This window comes from Olsenella sp. AGMB03486 (genome assembly GCF_040884255.1).
In the GTDB taxonomy this organism is placed as follows: domain Bacteria; phylum Actinomycetota; class Coriobacteriia; order Coriobacteriales; family Atopobiaceae; genus Olsenella_L; species Olsenella_L kribbiana.
Window position 1 is genome coordinate 19417 of the sequence record NZ_JBEVTM010000009.1, and the last position, 20587, is coordinate 40003.

Below are 20587 nucleotides of genomic sequence, written 5' to 3' on the forward strand. Positions count from 1 at the left end.
GCCTAGCGCTCGATGATGCAGGCGCAGCCCGGAAGGGAGACCGTGCCATCGGATACCGTCACAGGCTGGCCCGTGACGAGATTTCGATAGGTGCCGTCAGGAAGATCGACGGCAGCCACTGCGTCCCTTCCCCTGAGCGGGAAGATGCCAAGCGTCGGGTGCAAGCCGTCGCGGCGGCAGATCATGATGCCCCGCTCGTCGTCTGCAGCTGCCTGGAACGTGTCATCGCCGCCGAGGACTTCGTGTGCGATCTTCGACATGCGTGCCATAAGGTCGGAAAGGTCGCGTCCGTCGAGCTCTGCGCGCCTCCAGTCCCAGAGGACCGTGTCCTTATCGAAGAGGGAGGGGCGCAAGGTCGAGCCGATTTCCTGGCCGCCGTAGATCAAGGTCGTGCCCTTGAGATAGAAGACAAGAGCCGTGAAGACGGCAAGCGCCTTCGGGTCGTGCACGAAGGAAGCGATGCGCTCCGTATCGTGGTTCTCGAGGAAGCGGAGCTTGTCGTAGTTGGCAGGATAGCGCGTCTCCTGGCCATTGAGCGCTTCTGCCCAGGCAGAGAGCGGCTTTTTGCCCTTGAGCACGTCTTCGAAGAGCTCGCGGATATCGTATTCATACTCGATATCGAAGGCCTCGAAGTCCTCGTCGTCCGTGGCGCACCTGAGCCCCTTGCTCCTCATAAGGTCGCCGAAGGAGGCGTGTACCGTCTCGGCGAGCCAGATGCAGTCAGGACGGACCTTTGCGACCTCCTCGCGGGCGCGCTTCCAGAAATCCACGGGCACGAACGACGCCACGTCGCAGCGGAACCCGTCGACGTAGTGTGCCCACTGGCAGAGCGTCTCGATCTGGTAGTCCCAGAGCTCTGTGTGCGTGTAGTCGAGGTCGATGATGTCAGACCAGTCGCCGACATGGTTTCCGGGCGTGCCGTCTGGCTTGTGGTAGAACCACTCGGGATGTGTCTGCCAGAGCACGGAGTCGGGAGAGGTGTGGTTGTAGACCACATCGATCATGAGCTTCATGCCGAGGGCATGGACCGCGTCGGCGAAGGCGGCGAAGTCCTCGAGCGTGCCGTACTCGGGATTGATGGCACGGTAGTCAGAGATTGCGTAGGGGCTGCCGAGCGCTCCCTTGCGGGCAACCTTGCCGACGGGATGGATTGGCATGAGCCATATATAGTCTGTGCCGAGCGCCCGGATGCGACCGAGGTCGGCCTGGGCCGCCCTGAAGGTTCCCTCCTTCGTATGGTTTCTCACAAAGATGGAATAGATGGTCTTCTGCCTCAGGGCAGAAGGTGTGCTTTCAGCCATGCAGTCCTTCCTCTCTCTTGTGCTGCAGGGGCATGACCAGACCCTTGCAGACCGTTTGCAGAATCTTTTCCGAACGTTCGCCGCTCATAAAATACCGTTCGCCCCACATGCATTGACCGAATGAGGGGATGGTGGTTTTATGTAGACAACGGTTCCGGTAACGCTACCAGAAACGATACCAGAAACGGTTATGCGTACAGGAACAACCGTTCACGAATCGGTGGACGTAACGGATGGAAGGGGAGAGCAATGACCATCAAGGATGTCGCAGCCTACTGCGGCGTTTCGGTCTCTACGGTCTCCCGTGTCCTCAACAACCATCCCGACGTCTCCGACGAGGTCAGAAACAAGGTCATGAAGGCTGTGTCCGACCTGCACTACACGCCGAACAGCACAGCCAGAGACCTTGCCCGCACCCAGGTCAATGCCATTGGCCTTGTGGTCCGCGGCATCTCGAATCCCTTCTTCACGCCCATCATCCGCACGATCGAGCATGGGTGCGAGGCAGCGGGCTACACGATGGTGCTGCACCAGGTCTCCACGACCGACGACGAGGTCAGGGCTGCCACGGAGCTCGTGCAGTCCAAGCGCCTGAACGGCGTCATCTTCCTCGGCGGCCGCTACGACTATACGAAGGCAGAGATGCAGGGGCTCACGGTTCCGTATGTGTGCTGCACGTATACGAACCATTTCGGCAACCTCGATCGCTCGAGCTACTCCTCCGTCGCAATCGACGACAAGGCAGAGGCCGAGCGTGCCGTGAAGTACCTGGTCTCGAGGGGACACAGAAGGATTGCGATCCTTCTGGACAACCCGGAAGATCACTCCATCTCCGAGCGCCGCTATGCAGGCTACTGCAAGGCGCTGCGCGAGGAGGGCATCGAGCCCGATCCCGATCTCGTCCTGGAGGCGGCAGACTTCGATCTCGCTTCCTCCTATAGGTGCGTGAAGGACTTCGCCGACAGGCGCGAGGATTTCACCGCACTCTTCGCGGTCGCAGATACGCTCGCGATCGCAGCTATCAAGGCCCTCTACGATGCCGGAAAGCGCGTGCCCGATGACGTCTCGGTCATCGCAATCGACGGCATCGAGATATCCAATTACCTCATCCCGACACTGACGACCTTGTGCCAGCCCAAGGATCGTCTGGGAGAGGAAGCAGTTCGCATTCTGGTGGATGTGCTTGAGGGACGTGCTGGCAACCGTCATATCCGGTTGGAGACGACTCCGCGGCTTGGTGGAACCGTTAAGTCGTTGTAGGGCATCCGCCCAGGGAGGGCGGACAAAGAAAGGGGAGTAGTTCCTATGAAGTCGATTACACGTAGGTCGTTCGTCGGTGGCGCCGGCGCAGGTCTCGCAGCTCTTGGTCTTGCTGCCTGCGGCAACTCCAGCTCTTCCGATTCTTCGAGCTCGAGCTCTTCCAGCTCCAACTCCGACGACCGTTCCGGCAACGTCTATTGGCTGAACTTCAAGCCTGAGCTCGATACCGCAGCTCAGAAGCTCGCCTCCGACTACATGGAGAAGTATCCTAACGTCAAGGTCAAGGTCCAGACCGCAGCTTCCGGCACCTACGAGCAGACGCTCACGTCCGAGATGGACAAGTCCGAGGCTCCGACCCTCTTCGTCATCGGCAACCAGGCCGGCGTCAAGGAGTGGGCAGACTACGCAATGGACCTCTCCGACACCCCCATCGCAAACGAGCTCACGACGAATGACTACAACCTCTACGACGAGTCCGGCAAGCTCGTCTCCATCGGCTACTGCTACGAGTGCTACGGCATCGTCGTGAACAAGGACCTCGTCGAGAAGGCAGGCCACAGCGTCGACGACATCAAGGACTTCGACTCCCTCAAGACCGTCGTCGAGGACATCCACAAGAACGCTTCCAAGCTCGGCTTCGACGCCTTCGTCGCAACCGACCTGGACTCCTCCGCTTCCTGGCGTGTCACTGGCCACCTTGCCAACCTCGAGTACTTCTATGAGGAGAAGAAGGCTGGCACGAAGTGGACGTCTGCTCCTGCAACGATCACCGGCGACTATCTGCCGAACTACAAGAAGCTCTTCGACCTCGCCATCAACAACTCCCTCGTCGAGCCGAACACGCTCGCCACGGGCGGCCACGATCCTTCGACCGAGTTCGCAGAGGGCAAGGCAGCCTTCATCTTCACCGGCTCCTTCGGCTACAAGGACTTCAAGGGCAAGGTTGCAAACTCCTGCTGCATCCCGTACTACTGCGGCGTTGACGGCGAGGAGAACGCCGGCCTGAACTGCGGCACCGAGAACTGCTGGGCCATCAACGACAACGCCTCCGACGAGGACAAGAAGGCCACGATGGACTTCATGGTCTGGCTGGTCTCCGATCCTGACGCTTCCAAGACCATGGTCGAGAACCTCGGCATCCTCCCGTACAAGAACTCTCCGGAAGGCGACAACCCGTACCTCAACAATGCCAAGGAGTACCAGGACAAGGGCTGCTACACGATGGACTGGGCAACGAACTTCCAGCCGAACGTCGATGCCTACCGTGCTGCTCTCGTCTCTGCTCTGAACTCCTACACGGCAGATCCTTCCGATTCGACCTGGGCTGACGTCAAGACCGCCTTCGTCGATGGTTGGGCTTCCAACTACAAGAAGGTCAATGGCTAAGGCCAGCTGAATCAGTCTCAGCAAGGGCGGGAGCCGGACGCGTCCGCGCCTGGTTCCCGCCCCTCTTACGTTCCAAGCAAAGGAGTGAGATATGAAAAGCAAGGCTTTGGCCGAGAATTCGCAGATCCGTGCCACGAAGAAGTGGTCATGGCTCTTCATCCTCCCGGTCACCGTTGCCTTCGTGATCGGCTTCGTCTGGCCGTTCATCCAGGGCATCTACCTGTCGTTCTGCTCGTTCAAGACGACGAACAATGCAAAGTTCGTCGGTCTCAGCAACTACGCTGCAGCGCTTACCGACCAGTCCTTCCAGCATTCGTTCTGGTACACGGCGCTCACGGCAGTCGTCCTTCTCGTCCTCATCAACGTGATCGCCTTCTTCGTTGCCTATGTGCTCACGCAGGGCATCAAGGGATCGACGCTCTTCCGCACGATCTTCTTCATGCCTAACCTGATCGGCGGCATCGTCCTCGGCTACATCTGGTCCATGATCTTCGACGGCATCCTGCAGCAGTACGGCACCTCGATCCTCCTGGAGACGAAGTACGGCTTCTGGGGCCTCATCATCCTCATGTGCTGGCAGCAGATCGGCTACATGATGATCATCTACATCGCAGGCCTCCAGGCTGTCCCTGAGGACATGATCGAGGCAGCGAAGATCGACGGCGCCAGCAAGGCGCAGACCCTCTTCAAGGTCATCATCCCGAATGTCATGCCGTCCATCACGATCTGCACGTTCCTGACCCTCACGAACGGCTTCAAGCTCTTCGATCAGAACCTCGCGCTCACGGGCGGCCTGCCGTACACGCAGCTCGCCGACGGCTCGACGATCAACACGACCGAAATGATGGCTCTGAACATCTACAACACGTTCTACACGGCAGGCGCTGCGAACCGTGGCGTGGCACAGGCCAAGGCTGTGATCTTCTTCATCCTTGTTGCCGCCATGGGCCTGGCGCAGCTCAAGTACACCCGCTCCAGGGAGGTGCAGCAGTAATGAAGCAAGCACAGCAGACGCTCACGTCCGAAAAGCACGGAAAGACAGCCCTCGCGGTCATCTTCGCCATCATCTGCTTCATCTGGGTGCTCCCGGTCGTCGCTGTCGTCATCAACTCGTTCAAGCTCAACACCTACGTCAAGACCGAGACGTTCGCCCTGCCGACGGCAGAGTCCTTCGCAGGCTGGCAGAACTTCATCACCGGCGTCACGTTCGGCAACTACAACTTCTGGATGGCTGCAGGCTACTCTGCGCTCATCACCGTGCTCTCCACGTTCCTGATCCTCTTCTTCTGCTCGATGGCAGCATGGTACATTGCCCGCGTGAATTCGAAGTTCTGCAAGATCATCTACTACCTCTGCATCTTCTCGATGGTCGTCCCCTTCCAGATGGTCATGTTCACCCTCTCGAAGACGGCAGACACCCTGCAGCTCAACACCCCTTGGACCATTCCTGTCATCTACCTCGGCTTCGGCGCAGGCCTTGCCATCTTCATGTTCACAGGCTTCGTCAAGTCCATCCCGCTCGAGATCGAGGAAGCTGCCGCCATTGACGGCTGCGGACCCGTCCGTACGTTCTTCTGCGTGGTGCTCCCGATGCTCAAGCCGACGCTCATCTCGGTCGGCATCCTCGAGATCATGTGGGTCTGGAACGACTACCTTCTGCCGTACTTGGTGCTCGACATCAACAAGTACCGCACGATCCCTATCCAGATCCAGTATCTGAAGGGCTCCTACGGCACAGTCGATCTCGGCGCCACGATGGCACTGATCCTCATGTCCATCATTCCTGTCATCATCTTCTACTTCGCATGCCAGAAGTACATCATCAAGGGTGTCGCAGCTGGCGCAGTCAAGGGATAGGCTTCATCTCATGAAACGTGCAAGCGGCATCATCCTTCCGATATCGTCGCTCCCTTCTCCTCATGGCATCGGCACCTTGGGCGAGGCAGCCTATGAGTTCGTGGACTTCCTCGCCGACGCCAAGCAGTCCTGGTGGCAGATCCTTCCCGTCGGGCCGACGAGCTACGGCGACTCCCCTTACCAGAGTCCGTCGGCCTTCGCAGGAAACCCCTACTTCGTCGATCTCGACCTGCTCGTCGCAGACGGGCTCCTCGAGAAAGACGAGGTGGAGGGCATCTCCTGGGGAGAGGATCCGGCGCGCGTCGACTATGCTCTGCTCTATGAGATGAGGCCGAAGCTCCTCCGGAAGGCAGCTAAGCGCGGACTTTCCCGCGACGCTGCCGAGGTCAAGGAGTTCCGCGAGGCCAATTCCACCTGGCTCGAGGACTATGCCCTCTTCATGAGCATCAAGGAGCACTTCGGCATGGTCGCCTGGAACGAGTGGCCGGACGAGGATGCAAGGCTGAGGAAGCCCGAAGCGCTCAAGCGCTACGCTTCTGAGCTCAAGGACGATATCGATTACTACATCTATGTGCAGTACCTCTTCTTCAAGCAGTGGGAAGCGCTCCGCGCCTACGCGCATGCCAAGGGCGTGAAGATCCTGGGCGACATGCCAATCTATGTCGCAATGGATTCTGCCGACGTCTGGGCAAACCCCCAGTGCTTCCAGCTCGACGAGAAGAACGTGCCCTACGAGGTGGCAGGAGTTCCTCCTGACTACTTCAGCGCCGACGGCCAGCTCTGGGGCAACCCCCTCTACGACTACGACGCAATGGAGAAGGACGGCTTCGCCTGGTGGATCCAGCGCGTCGCAGGCGCAGGCAGGCTCTACGATGCCCTGCGCATCGACCACTTCCGCGGCTTCGAGTCGTACTGGGCTGTGCCTTACGGCGAGAAGACGGCACGCAACGGACATTGGGTCAAGGGTCCGGGCATGAAGCTCGTGGGACTCTTGAAGGAGCAGTTCCCCGGCATCACGTTCATCGCCGAGGACCTGGGCTATCCCACGCCTGAAGTGCGCCAGCTTCTCCTCGATTCCGGCTTCCCGGGCATGAAGGTGCTCGAGTTTGCCTTCGATTCGCGCGATGGGGGATCGGACTACATGCCCCATTGCCATATCTGGAACTGCGTGTGCTATACCGGCACGCACGACAATCCACCGCTCATCGCCTGGAAGCACGAGGCGGCACCGGAAGATGTCGCAATGGCGTGCGACTACCTGGGCATCAAGTCCGACGAGGACTTCGTCTGGGGATTCATCCGCGGCGGCATGAGCAGCATTGCCAATCTCTTTGTGGCTCAGATGCAGGACTACCTCGAGCTTGGTTCTGAGTCACGCATGAATATTCCTGGTGTTCTGGGCGGCAATTGGCAATGGCGGCTGCTCCCGGGCCAGGCAAGCCCCGAGCTCATCCAGCGCCTCGCTGCGATGACTCACCTCTATGGAAGGGACGGTAAGTAGCATGTCCGATGTGAGCCTCAGGCACATCACCAAGATCTATCCGAATACGGAGCCTGCCAAGAAGAAGCACTTCGGCAAGAAGGAGCCGGAGAAGAAGCACAACGCGAACCTCAAGGTCACGGACGAGGGCGTCGTCGCGGTCGAGGACTTCAACCTCGAGATCAAGGACCGCGAGTTCATCGTGCTCGTCGGACCTTCCGGCTGCGGCAAGTCCACGACCCTGCGCATGGTTGCAGGCCTTGAGTCCATCTCCGGCGGCGAGCTCTACATCGACGGCAAGCTCATGAACGACGTGGCGCCGAAGGACCGCGATATCGCAATGGTCTTCCAGTCCTACGCCCTCTACCCGCACATGACCGTCTACGACAACATGGCATTCCCGCTGAAGCTGAGGAAGCTTCCGAAGGACGAGATCGACAAGAAGGTCCGCGAGGCTGCAGAGACCCTGGGCATCACCCAGTACCTCGACCGCAAGCCGAAGGCACTCTCCGGCGGCCAGCGCCAGCGTGTCGCTATCGGCCGCGCCATCGTGCGTGAGCCGAAGGTCCTCCTCATGGACGAGCCGCTCTCGAACCTCGACGCAAAGCTCAGGAACCAGATGCGCGCAGAGATCATCAAGCTGCGCCAGAAGATCGATACGACCTTCATGTACGTCACGCACGACCAGACCGAGGCAATGACCTTGGGCGACCGCATTGTCGTCATGAAGGACGGCGAGGTCCAGCAGATCGGTACCCCGCAGGAGGTCTTCGAGACGCCGGCCAACCTCTTCGTCGCAGGCTTCATCGGCGTGCCGCAGATGAACTTCTTCGACGCCGACCTCGTCCGCTCCGGCGCTGACTACGCCGTCAAGCTCGGCGATGTCACGATCAAGGTGCCGAAGGACAAGGCTGCCAACCTCGCTTCCCACGACGTGCAGTCCCAGACCATCACGCTCGGCGTCCGTCCTGAGCATCTCACGCTCGGCGTCACGGATGGCCCGCGCCTCGAGGGCACGGTCGATGTGTCCGAGATGATGGGCTCCACGGTGCACCTGCACATGACGAGCCTCGGCCAGGATGTCATCGCTGTCGTCAACATGATGGAGGAGGGCAACGGCCACGCTGCCAACTACCGTCTCGGCGACAAGGTCGAATACACGTTCCCGACCTCTGTCATCCACATGTTCAGCAAGGAGACATCCAAGAACCTCGAGCTCTAATCTCCCGAATCGATTCCCCCCAATTATCTCCCCTGGGACAGCCCCTGCTTCGCGCGGGGGCTGTCCCTGTATAGGCAGGCAGCACGCTCTATGCCGGCGCATATGCTCCGGACCGAATAGCGCATATGCGCTAAACGTTTCAGCGTGTTAGCGCGTTTTCAACGCATTGCGTTATGCGAGCTAGTTAACCTATCAGGCCGTGGCATGGTTTCGCAAAGAAAAAGAGTGGAAAGACTCTTCAAGGCGTCTTTCCACTCTTCACCAGATGTGCCGTGCTGTCCTAAGCGTTCTTCTGGCAGCCACAGCCCTTCATGCCTGCATCCTTCGGCAGGATGCCTTCCTGCTGGGCATGGCGGATAGCATCCTCCATATGGAGAAGCACCGGTGCTGGCTCATGGCCGAGCTCGGTCGCGCAGAGGGACTCCTGCGAGAAGTCGGGGTCGGGCAGGGGATTGCCGTTCCTGTCCACGCCGAAGAGGGCCGCGATGAGATCGGGAAGCGGGGAGTCGGCTGCACCTTCATCGTCCTTGGGGTCATAGCCCTCGACCGTGTATCCGGAAGCCTCGAGCGCCATTGCGATGATGGGGAGACCGACGTCGAGCCTCTTTGCAAGCTGGGGGATGGTCTCGGTAGGGTCTTCCACCTCGATATCGAGCTCATGCAGGTCTTCCTTGAGAGAAGGATGGGTATCCATAAGCTCAGAGAGCGGGCGAGTGAAGTCGAGCGTTTCTGCCATGTTCTGGGTGTCCTTTCCGTTGTGGTGGAGCCATTGTACCCCGGCTCACGCATTGCGTACGGGACCCTTACAGGAATTGGAAAGAGCGCTGCTACCCTGAAAAGAACTGCGCTGAATAATGAACAAGGAGAGATATGGCAGCAAAGAAGAAGTCGAAGAAGGCTGCGGAGAAGAAGGACGCTCTGAAGGACAAGCTGGTCGCGGTCCACACGAGCGTGGCTACGCACAGGGAGCGTCCTGAGGAAGAGAACCCTGACACGTCGTACATGAAGGGCCCGATCCTTCTGCGCGGCAAGATGGTGCCGGCACATACGACATCCGGCAACCTTCTGGCACCCGAGCACGATACCAATTGGCTCCACGAGGATCCATGGCGGGTGCTGAGGATCCAGGCAGAGTTCGTGGATGGCTTTGGTGCGCTTGCAGAGCTGGGGCCTGCCATTGCGGTCTTCGGATCTGCACGTACGCCAGAAGACGACCCGATGTACCAGAAGGCACAGGAGATTGGCAAGGGCATCGCGAAGACAGGCTTTGCCGTGATCACCGGTGGCGGCCCGGGCATCATGGAGGCTGCAAACCGCGGTGCCTATGAGGCAGGCGGCACCTCGGTTGGCCTCGGCATCGAGCTTCCTCATGAAGAGGGGCTCAACCAGTGGGTCAATATCGGCATGGTCTTCCGCTACTTCTTCGTGAGGAAGACGATGTTCGTGAAGTACTCTTCTGGCGCTATCGTCTGCCCGGGAGGATTCGGCACGCTCGATGAGCTCTTCGAGCTCGTGACCTTGATCCAGACTCACAAGACGGGCTACGCGCCGCTCGTGCTTCTGGGGACAGACTACTGGGAGGGCCTCATCTCCTGGCTTCGGACCTCTGTGCTCGAAGCCGGAAACATCTCGTCTGAAGACCTTGACCGCCTTGTCGTCACGGACGATGTGGAAGAGGCTGTGCGTGTCGCGACGGGAAGCAGGAAGTAAGCCTGTGCCATAGCATGAACCTTCGGATGCCCTTTCTGCTGCAAGCGGGGAGGGTACCTCCGTCCCTGCGGCTTGACGGACCTCCATCGGGGGCGATCCTGCCGCTGGGCGCCGAGGGGGGTGCTTCGCCGGAGATGAAGCGGGCTTCCAACTGAAAGACATCTGAATCACCTATGCTTCGAGCTGAAGCTGAAACGTTTCCTGTCGGATTTTTAGCCGAGACCAGGTGATGCACTGTGCGGTATGGTAGACGGCTTGTCCAGATTCTGGTAGCGGAGCGCGGCCTCTGGGCTGTCTGCATGGCCTCTGCACTGCTTATGGCAGCACCCCTGCTCATCTCCTTCCCGACCTTCGGAGAAAAGACGCTCCGGGACGAGGCGCGCATCAACCTCGATATCGCGGGACAGACGACACCTTCTGCGGAAGACCTTGCATCCATGCCAGAAGATATGAGAGAGCTCATGGCAGTAAGCAGAGAGGCGCTTTCAGATGCTGGGACTGCAGAAGATGCTGGCAGCTTCTACGATGCAGTCATCAGAAGGTGCAATGCCGAGCTCGGGATGATCGACAAAGGATATCTCTCGGGAGACCGGGATACGGACGAGCTGCGCCTGCGCTTTGCTGAGCTGATGCGGGACCTCGATGATCCTGACTATCTCGGCACGTCGCTCGATGCTTCGGCTCTGGATGCCATCTCGCTTGCTCCTGCATCCATGCCGGCACTTCTGGCGCTTCTGCCCTCGCTTGCCATTGCCTTCTTGGTGCAGCGTGTGGTGGGGCAGCAAAGGCTCATGGGCCGGGCGGCAGATCCGGCCATCCGCATCGTATCATCGTCCGTGTGCAGCATGCTCTGTGCTGCAGCGGCAATCCTGCTCACGCTTGTGCCTGCTGCAGCAATAGCTCTTGTGCGGAATGGCTTGGGAGATCCGGGTTATCCGGTGCTCTATAGCCAAGTGGGCCAGACCATCGTCTGGAGCGCTGCTGGATGTGCGGCATGGACAGCTGCTCTCCTGGTGCTTGCAAGCTGCTTTGTGGCTGCCGCTGCGAGCGCTATCTCCCTGATTTTCGGGAAGGCATTTGCCGGCCCTGCGGCCCTTGCGATCCTTGCGCTGTTGTCTGGGATGCCGCAGTACTATCTGGCAAGCTCTCCCCTGAGCGGAATCGTGCCGTTCCTTCCCATGAGCTATGCCTGTCCCTCCAAGGTCGTCGGCTATGCCGGCATCTTTCCCTATATGGATCTTGCAGACAGCGTCGCCCTTTCGCCTGCTTTCGGATGCCTCGTTCTTGCTGTGGGCGCTGCCATCTGTGTCCTATGCGCTGTCGCCCTGGATGCTGCCATGCGCTGGCACAGGGCAGCGCGTCTTGCGTCTCAGGGAGCGTGACGGAAGATGCTCAGCCTTCAGCATGCCACCATCGGGTATGGCCGCAATATCATCCTGGAGGACGCCAGTTTCGAGCTCAGGCCCAAGAGCATCTGCGGGCTTGTGGCGCCGAACGGCTTTGGCAAGACGACGCTTCTTCGTGCTCTTTCGGGCACGGCCTCGCTCATGAAGCATGGCAGCGTCGTTCTGGACGGAGAGAGCGTCTATGCGCGGCAGGACGTGCGGACGAAACTCTTTTTCGGGCCTTCTGACGAATCCCTTCTCTATCCGCAGAAGACGGGGACCTTCCATCTGAAGCTCGTGCAGGAGCTCTGGGAGTCGGATGCGGAGAGCGGGACGGCAGCAGCTCTTCTCGGCATTGAAGGCTTTGCGGGACGTCCGGTCCGTACCTATTCGCAGGGTATGAAGCGGCAGCTCCTTCTGGCGATGGCCTATGCGTCGCAGGCGAGCTATATCCTTCTGGACGAGCCACTCAATGCACTCGACCCGGACAAGGCGGAGCGGGGATGTGCCGCTCTGTTCAGGATGGCAGAAGAAGGTGCATCCATCCTTGTGGCATCCCACCAGCCCGAGGAGCTGGACCGCATCTGTGACTCCTACATGGTTTTCAAGGGAACGAAGCTCGCGGTCGTGCCGAAGCAGGGCAGCTGCAGGGAGCTCTTCCATAGATGCTACGGGAAAGATGCCGAGAGGCAAGGCTGAAGAATTGGCAGGGCTGGCAGCGGGGGGGATGGCCTGGATTCTGCCATGTGCAGCCACAAGGCGCAATGCGTCAATGCATACCCAGCTCCTGCAGGGCCTGCTCAGGGGAATAGCGCGTTCTGTCATCCTGGGCAAGCGCCTCGCGAAGCGCAGCCAGATTTTTGTCGCATTCGATTCTCTCGAGGACGGTATCCCGCATGGAGCCCGACGCCGATCTGCCATCGTGCTCTGCACATCTCTAGATGGCAGCCACCTCATCGTCAGGCAGTTCTGCCTTCATCTCTGCCATCAGCTCCTCCTTCCGGATGGCGGGACGAGCGGGTCCATGATGAAGCAGCGCAGAGCTGCGCCCTCTGGCAATCTGGGCAACGATCCGGGGCGGCTGCAGCCGGCCTTCCTGTGCCTTTAGGCTCCGTGTCACATTTCATATAGGTGAACTGATACGGTCCTGTGGGCTGCAGGCACTTTACTGTGCTAAAGTGTTCCGCACGGGTCGGCAGGCTGCTGCCGCATATGAAAGGGGAGACCATGTCCACCATGAACCGCCGCCAGTTCCTTGGCCTTGCAGGAAGCTGCGCTTCGTTTGCAGCGCTCGCATCTCTTGCTGCCTGCGGAAACAGCTCTTCGTCCTCGTCTTCTTCTTCGAGCTCGAGCTCCAGCTCTTCGAGCTTCACGGGACCCTTTGTCCTGGGCTTCGATCAGGAGTTCCCGCCGTATGGCTACATCGGCGACGACGGCAACGCGACCGGCTTCGATATCGATCTTGCTCAGGCAGTCTGCGATATGGAGGGCTGGGAGTTCAAGCCCACGCCCATCAACTGGGACTCCAAGGACGCAATGCTCAATGCTGGCCAGATCACCTGCATCTGGAACGGCTTCACGATCGAGGGGCGCGAGGACGACTACGCCTTCACCGATCCCTATATGGAGAACCGCCAGGTCGTGGTCGTTCGCGCCGACTCCGGCATCGAGAGCCTCGCCGACCTTGCAGGCAAGAATGTCGCGACGCAGACGGACTCTGCTGCCTACTACCTCCTCGTCGACGGCGGCGACCAGGCGGACCTCGGCAAGACGTTTGCAAAGCTCGATACGATTGGCGAGTACAACACGGCCTTCATGATGCTCCAGCAGGGCACCTATGATGCACTGGCCGTCGACTATCCGGTCGCTGTCTACAACATAGGCGACGACACGAGCTACAAGATCCTCGACGAGGCGCTGAACTCCGAGCACTTCGCTGTTGGCTTCAAGAAGGACGATGCTGGCGAGGCTCTTGCCAAGACCGTCGAGGCCGACCTCCAGAAGCTCGACAGCGAAGGCAAGGTCGAGGAGGTCTGCGAGAAGTACGCAGACCAGGGCGTCTCCTATACGGCCTGGTGCCTGCCGAAGGCATAGGCATATCTGTTTCTGTCAGCTGGTAGCCGCATGCAGCATGCGCTGCATGCGGCCTTGTGTGCAAGGTGATGATCTTGGATCTCTCTACGATGGTGGGGCTTCTGGGGACGGGCTATGTCACGTCGCTCGAGATATTTGCCCTGACGCTTCTGGGTTCCATCCCTCTTGGCATCATTGTGGCCCTGGGCAGGCTCTCCCACATAAAGCCGCTCTCCTTCATCGTGAAGCTCTACATCTCGCTCATGCGCGGCACCCCGCTCATGCTCCAGATGTTTGCGGTCTTCTTCCTGCCCTATTACGGCTTCGGCCTCTCGACGGGCACGGACTACATGTTCACAGCCTGCATGATTGCCTTCATCGTGAACTATGCGGCCTACTTCGCAGAGATCTACCGTGCCGGCATCCAGTCCATTCCGCGCGGACAGTATGAGGCAGCAGAGGTCCTGGGCTACACGCACTCCCAGACCTTCTTCCGCATCATCCTGCCGCAGATGTTCAAGCGCATCCTTCCTGCCATGGGCAACGAGGTCGTCACGCTCGTGAAGGATACGTCCCTTGCCTTCTCCATCGGCGTGGCGGAGATGTTCACGCAGAGCCGCGCCCTCGTCGCGAGCCAGAGGAGCATGGTACCCTTTGCCATTGCGGCACTCTTCTACTGGGTCACCTGCCTCCTCATCGAGTTCGTGATGCGCCGCATCGAGAAGAAGATGGACTACTACCATGACTAGAAGCGATATCGCAGTGAGCTTCTCCGGAGCCTGCAAGGCCTTCGGAGACAAGGAGGTCCTGCACGGCGTCGATTTCGAGATCGGCCGTGGCGAGGTCGTGTCACTCATCGGCCCTTCCGGTGCCGGCAAGTCCACGATGCTTCGCTGCCTCACGCTCTTGGAGACCCTCGATGCAGGACGCATCGCCTACGGGGATGCCGTGGTCTGCGAAGGAGCGGAGAAGGCGGTCTACAACAAGGCAGCCATGCGTGAGGCGAGGATGCGCTTCGGACTTGTCTTCCAGGACTACAACCTCTTCCCGCACCGCACTGTCCTCCAGAATGTAATGGATGCCCCTTTGATCGTGCAGCACAGAAAAGAGGACGAGGTCAGGCGGGAAGCGGAAGACCTTCTGGGAAGGCTTGGCCTCGAAGGCAGGGAAGGTGCCGTGCCGTGCGAGCTTTCGGGCGGCCAGCAGCAGCGCGTTGCCATTGCCCGCGCCCTCTGCATGAACCCCGAGGTCATGTACTTCGATGAGGCAACAAGCGCCCTCGATCCGAAGCTCACGAAGGACATGCACGACCTCATCCGCCAGCTTGCGGGAGAGGGCATGGCGGTAGGGATCGTCACGCACGAGATGGGCTTTGCCGAGACGGTCTCCGACAGGATCTGCCTTCTTTTCGATGGGCAGATTGTCGAGGATGGCACGCCCCACGAGGTCATGGAGCATCCGAAAGATCCCCGCACGAGGGCTTTCCTGGACCTCGCGTGCGACTGATGGGAAGACGTCAGAAACGCTCTTTCGCAATGCGTGTCCTTGTGCTCCTGCTCGTCCTCTGGGCGGCAGGAGCATTTCTTGCATTCGTGCAGCTGATGGAAAGCTATCCCAAAGCAGCGGATGCGGAGACGTGGCTTGCCGAGGCGGAGGTTGCGACAGACGTGCTGGCAAAGCCCTGCCTTCTTGCGCTTGCCCTCGTGCTCCTCGTCTGGGCGGCAGGGACCGTGCTCTTCCGCACACGGGCAAAGCGGAAGATAAAGCGGCTCTCGCGGGGTGCCAAAGCCTTGACGCCCGAGCAGTTCCTCCATATGCGCAATGGAGGAGGCACGCGGGGCAGAAGCGATGTGCTTTCCCATGACTTTGCCGGCATCTACATCTTCACGAACATGGATGACGGGAGATGCTATGTCGGGCAGGCCCACAACGTGATCTCGCGCGTGAACCAGCATCTCACGGGCAAGGGCAATGGCGATGTCTATGCCGACTATGTCCACGGGGCGCATTTCGAGATCAGGATGATCGCCCTCAAGGGCTCGGGCTACCACACGCTCGACGATCTCGAACGCACGGCAATCGCAGCCACCGGTGCCTATGAGCGGGGCTACAACAAGACGCGCGGCAACCGTCCGTCGTGAGAGGGTGCCGTTCAAGGGATAGGACCTTTCGTACAGAAGTGCTGCGGCTACACTTGATATGTCCCGAAGGGGCTGCCTAGCTGCCCTTCATGCAGCCGAGCGAAAGGATAGTCCATGGCTGACGAAGATGAGGTCGAGTTCATCACGCTTGACTACGAAGACGGAACCTCCGAAGAGTGCGAGGTCCTGGGCGTATTCGAGAGCGGCGACGGCGAGTATGTGGCGCTCTCTCCCGAGACGCACCCTGAAGATGTCTACCTCTACGTCTACAACGAGACGGACGACGGAGACTTCTATGTGACAGAGATCCCGGATGCGGACTACGACCAGGTCTCGAGCGACTTCGACGATCTGTGGTTCGCTGACGCGGACGAAGACGACGACTTCGACGCAGAGGATTCCGAGTAGGAATCCCGAGCAGGGGAGATATGGGGAGACGGGGACCGGAAGGCTTGGCTTTCCGGTCCCCGTCGCTATGGCACGATTCTTTTCACAAGCTCCTCGAGCTCTTGTACCGTGTGTACCTCATGCTCTGCCGGGAATTGGTCTGAGGGTGCGCGGCGCAGCCTGTGGTTGAACCAGATGACCGGCATATGCACGGAGTGGGCGCCGAGCACATCGATCGGGAAGGCGTCTCCTATATAGAGCGAGTGTGTGGGGTCGGCACCTGCATGTGCAAGGGCCATCTCGAAGATCTCAGGCGAAGGCTTGGCCGTGCCTACAGCGTCGGAGATGAAGACGTTGTCGGATGAGATCCAGCGGGAAAGGCCCAAGATCTCGATCTTCTGGCGCTGCGGCGCCTCGCGGCCGTTTGTGATGATGCCAAGAGCGCATCTGACATGGACGGCACACCAGTCGAGCGTGCGCTCCATCTCGGGGGCAAGCTTCATGGCAGCCTTGCTCTGTGTCCCATAGACATGCTGGAGGGCAAGCGCTGTCTTCTCGTCGATCGTGACGCCGTAGGTCGCAAGCGTCCTCTGCATGCGGCGGATATACATCTCGCGGGTCGGGTGCTGATCGTTTCGGAGTGCCGAGAAGATTTCCTGGGAGTAGCGCCTGCTCGTATCGAAGAGGTCTGCAGCCGTGGCATGGGGAATGGGCCCTACGACCTTTTCCACGGCATATGCGAAGGGCTGCGCCTGGTCATAGAGCGTATCGTCCAGGTCGAAGAACACGGCATCGCGCTTGCCTGCGGCCTCTTGTCCCATTGCGTCAGCTCCTGCTCTGTGGTATCCAAACTATAGATGGCATGATAGGTTTCTTGTATCGGTCGCTCAATTGCGAGCGTGCTACATTGAGCCTGTCCTGCAACATGAATAGTACCAATTCGTGCAGAATGTTTCTGTGCGTATAATGACTCGGAGCCGCTTTCTGGTGCGGATATGCAGCTTCGTGGCTATACTATGGTGCTTGTAGCAATGTCTCCGGAAGAGCCGGAGCGTGAAAGAGAGGGAACGCATGAGCCTCGGACCTTTGGAAATCATCGTTATTCTGGTCGTTGCCCTGCTCATCTTCGGACCCAAGAACCTTCCGAAGCTTGGCAGCGCCCTGGGCAAGACCGTCAAGAATGTCCGTGAGGGCATGGAGGGCGACGAAGGCAAGGACGACGAGAAGAAGGCTACCGAGACCGAGGCCTCGATCGAGGATGCCGATGCTGACGCCGATGCCGCTGACGAGAACGTGAAGTTCTGCCCGAAGTGCGGTACCAAGAACCCGGCAGACAACGCCTTCTGCTCCAAGTGCGGCGCAAAGCTCGAGTAATCCCTTTTCGCCCCAGGTCCCGCCGGACCAGTCCTTGCACCAGGTCGTGAGAAAGCAGAGCATGGAAAACACAATCACCTTGACCCCTGAGGGCCGTCAGAAGCTTGTCGACGAGCTTGCCTACCGTGAAGGCGAGAAGCACGACGAAATCGTCGAGCGCATCAAAGTTGCGCGCGATTTCGGCGACCTTTCCGAGAACTCGGAGTTCGACGATGCAAAGGAAGAGGAGGCAAAGAACGCCTCCCGCATCAACGAGATTCGTACCATTCTTGCAACTGCCAAGGTGATCGACGCTGCCAACGGCCTTGAAGTCTCCATTGGCTGCACGGTCGAGCTCACGGATGCCAAGGGCAAGAAGACGACCTTCACGATCGTGGGCACGACGGAGACCAACTCGCTCGAGCACAAGATCTCGAACGAGTCCCCTGCAGGAGCTGCCGTCATTGGCCATGAGGTGGGAGACCATGTCTCCTTCTCTTCGCCTTCCGGCAAGGTGCGCGAGTACACGATCACGAACGTCACGCGCTAAGGCATGCACAGATAGGATTCGCTGCGCCCCGAACCCATGGGACACCATGGGGCCGGGGTGCTTCATGTTGAAGGAGATATACACACCATGCAGGAAGAAGAGGCACGCACGCAGGATGCACCGCTCTTGGATGAGCGCGCACAGAGAAGGGCACGCCGCCAGGAGCTGATTGCAGCCGGCATCAACCCCTACCCGATCAAAAGCCACGTCGATGCCCATGCAAAGGACATCGAGGAGAAGTATGCAGGCCTCGCTGCAGGCGAGGACACGACAGACGTCGTGACCGTCGCCGGCCGCATCCGTGCGCTCAGGAACCAGGGCAAGATCGCCTTCATCGTGCTCGAGGATGTCACGGGCCAGATCCAGCTCTTCTGCCGCGTGAACACGCTCGGCGAGTCCTGGTCGCTCGTGGGCGAGCTCGACCTCGGCGACATCGTCGAGGCGACGGGTGCCGTCGTCCGCACGAAGAGGGGACAGCTCTCCGTCGCGCCGACGAAGCTCACGCTCCTCTCCAAGAGCCTGCGCCCGCTTCCCGAGAAGTTCCACGGCCTCACCGACCGCGAGGTCCGCTACCGCCAGCGCTATGTCGACCTCATCATGAACCCCGAGGTACGCGAGGTCTTCCGCAGGCGCTCTGCCATCATCTCCCTCATCCGCCGCTACATGGAGGCAGATGGCTACCTCGAGGTCGAGACGCCTGTCATGCACTCGATTCTGGGCGGTGCGAACGCAAAGCCGTTCGTCACGCACTTCAACGCGCTCGACCGTGACTTCTACCTGCGCATCGCGACGGAGCTGCCGCTAAAGCGCCTCATCGTCGGCGGCATGGAGCGTGTCTTCGAGATCGGACGCCAGTTCAGGAACGAAGGCATGGACCTCACGCACAATCCCGAGTTCACCTCCATGGAGGCCTACTGCGCCTACTCCGACCTCGAAGGCATGAAGGAGCTCACGCAGGGCCTCTTCAAGACCATTGCCCGCGAGATCCTGGGCTGCGAAGAGGGCGAGGAGATCATCACCTATCAGGGGCAGAAGATCGACATGTCCGGCACCTGGAAATCCATCCCGCTGGCAGAGGTGGCCTCCTCGGTCGTGGGCGAGCACATCGATATGGATACGCCCGTCGAGCATCTGCGCGAGATCCTCGACGCCCATGGCATCGAATGGCAGAAGGACTGGGGCGCCGGCAAGCTCCTCTTCGAGATCTACGACGAGCTCGGCGAGGCGACGCTCGTGAACCCGACGTTTGTCTGTGACTACCCTGAAGAGGTGAGCCCGCTCTCGAAGCGCAAGGACGAGGACAAGCGCCTGACGGACCGCTTCGAGCTCGTTATCTGCGGCCATGAGTACGCCAACGCCTTCTCCGAGCTCAACGACCCGGTCGACCAGGCAGGCCGCTTCGCCGAGCAGGTCGCTGCCAAGGACTTCGGCGACGACGAGGCCATGGGCTATGACTACGACTACGTGCGTGCTCTCGAGTACGGCATGCCTCCTGCAGGCGGCATCGGCTACGGTATCGACCGCATGATCATGCTGTTCTGCGATCAGCCGGCCATCCGCGATGTCCTCCTCTTCCCGCAGATGAAGCCCGAGACGATCACGAAGGAAGACATCGCCTCGCAGCTGCCTGACAAGACGGACAACGCTGCCGCCTCTGTCGATGCCCTTGCCAGGAACGCCGAGGACGGCGCCACGGCAGACCGCAAGGCAGACGAAGCAGCTCATGCTGAGGCTCAGGAAAAGGCAGAGGAAGCACCTGCAGAAGAGTCTGCAGAGGAGCCGGAGGGCCTCTCTGAGGCCGCCAAGGCTGCCATCGCGGCCGATATGTCCGGCACGCTTACGGCGGGCATCACGCGCGATGAGGCGCTCGACCTTCTGAAGCGCTACAACGACGACGCCTTCCACATCGAACACGGCGAGACGCTTGAGGGGCTCATGCGCCACTTTGCCGAGCAGTACGACCCGGAGAATGTGGACTTCTGGGGCATCGTGGGCCTTCTCCACGATCTTGACTGGGAGAAGTTCCCGTCTGTCACCAACCACACGGTCAAGACGGCTGAGCTCCTGGCCGAAGCTGGCGCCACGCCGCAGCTTGCGCATGCGATCATGACGCACAACGCAGACAACAACGACGAGCTGCCCCAGCCTGAGCTCAAGATGGAGCGCGTGCTCTTCGCGACCGACGAGCTCTCCGGCCTCATCCAGGCTGCTGCCAAGATGCGTCCCTCCGGCTCTGTCGCAGACATGCCGCTCAAGTCGCTCAAGAAGAAGTTCAAGGACAAGCGCTTCGCTGCCGGCTGCGACCGTGCTGTCATGGAGCGCGGCGCCGAGCTCAACGGCGAGGACATGAATGCCTGCATGGAGTCCGTCCTCGAGGCGATGAAGGCCATCGCCCCTGTCGGCGACATCTATGCAAAGCCCGCCGAGGACACTGAGGCATAGGCTCTAAGGCCATATGAGAATGGAAGCGCGGCAGGTGGTT

General features: G+C 60.0%; 20 protein-coding genes. 17 read left to right on the plus strand and 3 right to left on the minus strand.

The window, feature by feature from the left end; all coding sequences use genetic code 11:
- Positions 1-2: 2 nt before the first annotated feature.
- On the minus strand, positions 3-1301 hold the full coding sequence (locus ABVS03_RS05920) for an alpha-amylase family glycosyl hydrolase (protein WP_368018424.1): 1299 nt from the start codon (positions 1299-1301) through the stop codon (positions 3-5).
- Positions 1302-1550: 249 nt separating this feature from the next.
- Here ABVS03_RS05920 and ABVS03_RS05925 point away from each other — a divergent pair, with 249 nt between their 5' ends.
- From ABVS03_RS05925 to ABVS03_RS05950, 6 genes are all read left to right on the plus strand, one after another.
- On the plus strand, positions 1551-2561 hold the full coding sequence (locus ABVS03_RS05925; RefSeq protein WP_330972315.1) for a LacI family DNA-binding transcriptional regulator: 1011 nt from the start codon (positions 1551-1553) through the stop codon (positions 2559-2561).
- Between the two features lie 45 nt (positions 2562-2606).
- On the plus strand, positions 2607-3947 hold the full coding sequence (locus ABVS03_RS05930; protein ID WP_330972314.1) for an extracellular solute-binding protein: 1341 nt from the start codon (positions 2607-2609) through the stop codon (positions 3945-3947).
- Between the two features lie 106 nt (positions 3948-4053).
- Positions 4054-4941 carry a sugar ABC transporter permease gene (locus ABVS03_RS05935; RefSeq protein ID WP_330972313.1) on the plus strand — a complete coding sequence of 296 codons (888 nt, stop codon included), beginning with the start codon at positions 4054-4056 and terminating at the stop codon, positions 4939-4941.
- A complete protein-coding gene (locus ABVS03_RS05940; protein ID WP_330972312.1) occupies positions 4941-5804 on the plus strand; it encodes a carbohydrate ABC transporter permease in 864 nt (287 codons plus the stop codon). The genes ABVS03_RS05935 and ABVS03_RS05940 overlap by 1 nt, the downstream gene beginning before the upstream one ends.
- A 10-nt stretch (positions 5805-5814) precedes the next feature.
- A complete protein-coding gene (malQ, locus tag ABVS03_RS05945; RefSeq protein WP_330972311.1) occupies positions 5815-7305 on the plus strand; it encodes a 4-alpha-glucanotransferase in 1491 nt (496 codons plus the stop codon).
- 1 nt (position 7306) lies between these two features.
- Positions 7307-8506 (plus strand): ABC transporter ATP-binding protein, encoded by a 1200-nt coding sequence (locus tag ABVS03_RS05950; protein ID WP_330972310.1) that lies wholly within the window; start codon positions 7307-7309, stop codon positions 8504-8506.
- A 280-nt stretch (positions 8507-8786) separates the two neighbouring features.
- Here ABVS03_RS05950 and ABVS03_RS05955 read toward each other — a convergent pair whose 3' ends face one another.
- Positions 8787-9242, minus strand: coding sequence for a hypothetical protein (locus ABVS03_RS05955; protein ID WP_368018425.1), 456 nt, complete (start codon positions 9240-9242; stop codon positions 8787-8789).
- A 266-nt stretch (positions 9243-9508) separates the two neighbouring features.
- On the opposite strand from ABVS03_RS05955, the gene ABVS03_RS05960 reads away from it, so the two are divergent.
- From ABVS03_RS05960 to ABVS03_RS05995, 8 genes are all read left to right on the plus strand, one after another.
- On the plus strand, positions 9509-10216 hold the full coding sequence (locus tag ABVS03_RS05960; protein WP_368018453.1) for a TIGR00730 family Rossman fold protein: 708 nt from the start codon (positions 9509-9511) through the stop codon (positions 10214-10216).
- Between the two features lie 299 nt (positions 10217-10515).
- Complete coding sequence (locus tag ABVS03_RS05965) at positions 10516-11598, plus strand: hypothetical protein (RefSeq protein WP_368018426.1); 1083 nt, start codon at positions 10516-10518, stop codon at positions 11596-11598.
- A 6-nt stretch (positions 11599-11604) separates the two neighbouring features.
- Entirely contained in the window at positions 11605-12300 is a 696-nt protein-coding gene (locus tag ABVS03_RS05970) for an ATP-binding cassette domain-containing protein (RefSeq protein WP_368018427.1), read from the plus strand.
- Between the two features lie 528 nt (positions 12301-12828).
- Positions 12829-13695, plus strand: coding sequence for a transporter substrate-binding domain-containing protein (locus ABVS03_RS05975; protein WP_368018428.1), 867 nt, complete (start codon positions 12829-12831; stop codon positions 13693-13695).
- 68 nt (positions 13696-13763) lie between these two features.
- Positions 13764-14423, plus strand: coding sequence for an amino acid ABC transporter permease (locus ABVS03_RS05980; protein WP_368018429.1), 660 nt, complete (start codon positions 13764-13766; stop codon positions 14421-14423).
- Complete coding sequence (locus tag ABVS03_RS05985) at positions 14416-15180, plus strand: amino acid ABC transporter ATP-binding protein (RefSeq protein WP_368018430.1); 765 nt, start codon at positions 14416-14418, stop codon at positions 15178-15180. Before ABVS03_RS05980 ends, ABVS03_RS05985 begins: the two co-directional genes overlap by 8 nt.
- Positions 15181-15275: 95 nt before the next feature.
- Positions 15276-15815: a GIY-YIG nuclease family protein gene (locus ABVS03_RS05990; RefSeq protein ID WP_368018454.1), complete on the plus strand. Its 540-nt coding sequence runs from the start codon at positions 15276-15278 to the stop codon at positions 15813-15815.
- A gap of 114 nt (positions 15816-15929) precedes the next feature.
- Positions 15930-16223, plus strand: a complete 294-nt coding sequence (locus ABVS03_RS05995) for a DUF1292 domain-containing protein (RefSeq protein ID WP_330972298.1) — start codon at positions 15930-15932, stop codon at positions 16221-16223.
- Positions 16224-16288: 65 nt separating this feature from the next.
- Here the strand turns inward: ABVS03_RS05995 and ABVS03_RS06000 are convergent, their stop codons facing one another.
- Complete coding sequence (locus ABVS03_RS06000) at positions 16289-17023, minus strand: HAD family hydrolase (RefSeq protein ID WP_368018431.1); 735 nt, start codon at positions 17021-17023, stop codon at positions 16289-16291.
- 250 nt (positions 17024-17273) lie between these two features.
- On the opposite strand from ABVS03_RS06000, the gene tatA reads away from it, so the two are divergent.
- The 3 genes from tatA to lysS all read left to right on the plus strand — a co-directional run bounded on the left by tatA (position 17274) and on the right by lysS (position 20547).
- Complete coding sequence (gene tatA / locus ABVS03_RS06005) at positions 17274-17576, plus strand: twin-arginine translocase TatA/TatE family subunit (RefSeq protein WP_368018432.1); 303 nt, start codon at positions 17274-17276, stop codon at positions 17574-17576.
- Positions 17577-17637: 61 nt separating this feature from the next.
- On the plus strand, positions 17638-18105 hold the full coding sequence (greA, locus tag ABVS03_RS06010; RefSeq protein ID WP_330972295.1) for a transcription elongation factor GreA: 468 nt from the start codon (positions 17638-17640) through the stop codon (positions 18103-18105).
- An 87-nt stretch (positions 18106-18192) separates the two neighbouring features.
- On the plus strand, positions 18193-20547 hold the full coding sequence (gene lysS / locus ABVS03_RS06015; RefSeq protein ID WP_368018433.1) for a lysine--tRNA ligase: 2355 nt from the start codon (positions 18193-18195) through the stop codon (positions 20545-20547).
- Positions 20548-20587 lie beyond the last annotated feature (40 nt).

Bases quoted from the DNA above. Each gene is read 5' to 3' on its own strand.
- ABVS03_RS05920 (WP_368018424.1), bottom strand. From the start codon at position 1,301: ATGGCTGAAAGCACACCTTCTGCCCTGAGGCAGAAGACCATCTATTCC.
- ABVS03_RS05925 (WP_330972315.1), top strand. From the start codon at position 1,551: ATGACCATCAAGGATGTCGCAGCCTACTGCGGCGTTTCGGTCTCTACG.
- ABVS03_RS05930 (WP_330972314.1), top strand. From the start codon at position 2,607: ATGAAGTCGATTACACGTAGGTCGTTCGTCGGTGGCGCCGGCGCAGGT.
- ABVS03_RS05940 (WP_330972312.1), top strand. From the start codon at position 4,941: ATGAAGCAAGCACAGCAGACGCTCACGTCCGAAAAGCACGGAAAGACA.
- malQ (WP_330972311.1), top strand. From the start codon at position 5,815: ATGAAACGTGCAAGCGGCATCATCCTTCCGATATCGTCGCTCCCTTCT.
- ABVS03_RS05950 (WP_330972310.1), top strand. From the start codon at position 7,307: ATGTCCGATGTGAGCCTCAGGCACATCACCAAGATCTATCCGAATACG.
- ABVS03_RS05955 (WP_368018425.1), bottom strand. From the start codon at position 9,242: ATGGCAGAAACGCTCGACTTCACTCGCCCGCTCTCTGAGCTTATGGAT.
- ABVS03_RS05960 (WP_368018453.1), top strand. From the start codon at position 9,509: ATGAAGGGCCCGATCCTTCTGCGCGGCAAGATGGTGCCGGCACATACG.
- ABVS03_RS05965 (WP_368018426.1), top strand. From the start codon at position 10,516: ATGGCCTCTGCACTGCTTATGGCAGCACCCCTGCTCATCTCCTTCCCG.
- ABVS03_RS05970 (WP_368018427.1), top strand. From the start codon at position 11,605: ATGCTCAGCCTTCAGCATGCCACCATCGGGTATGGCCGCAATATCATC.
- ABVS03_RS05975 (WP_368018428.1), top strand. From the start codon at position 12,829: ATGTCCACCATGAACCGCCGCCAGTTCCTTGGCCTTGCAGGAAGCTGC.
- ABVS03_RS05980 (WP_368018429.1), top strand. From the start codon at position 13,764: ATGATCTTGGATCTCTCTACGATGGTGGGGCTTCTGGGGACGGGCTAT.
- ABVS03_RS05985 (WP_368018430.1), top strand. From the start codon at position 14,416: ATGACTAGAAGCGATATCGCAGTGAGCTTCTCCGGAGCCTGCAAGGCC.
- ABVS03_RS05990 (WP_368018454.1), top strand. From the start codon at position 15,276: ATGGAAAGCTATCCCAAAGCAGCGGATGCGGAGACGTGGCTTGCCGAG.
- ABVS03_RS05995 (WP_330972298.1), top strand. From the start codon at position 15,930: ATGGCTGACGAAGATGAGGTCGAGTTCATCACGCTTGACTACGAAGAC.
- ABVS03_RS06000 (WP_368018431.1), bottom strand. From the start codon at position 17,023: ATGGGACAAGAGGCCGCAGGCAAGCGCGATGCCGTGTTCTTCGACCTG.
- tatA (WP_368018432.1), top strand. From the start codon at position 17,274: ATGAGCCTCGGACCTTTGGAAATCATCGTTATTCTGGTCGTTGCCCTG.
- greA (WP_330972295.1), top strand. From the start codon at position 17,638: ATGGAAAACACAATCACCTTGACCCCTGAGGGCCGTCAGAAGCTTGTC.
- lysS (WP_368018433.1), top strand. From the start codon at position 18,193: ATGCAGGAAGAAGAGGCACGCACGCAGGATGCACCGCTCTTGGATGAG.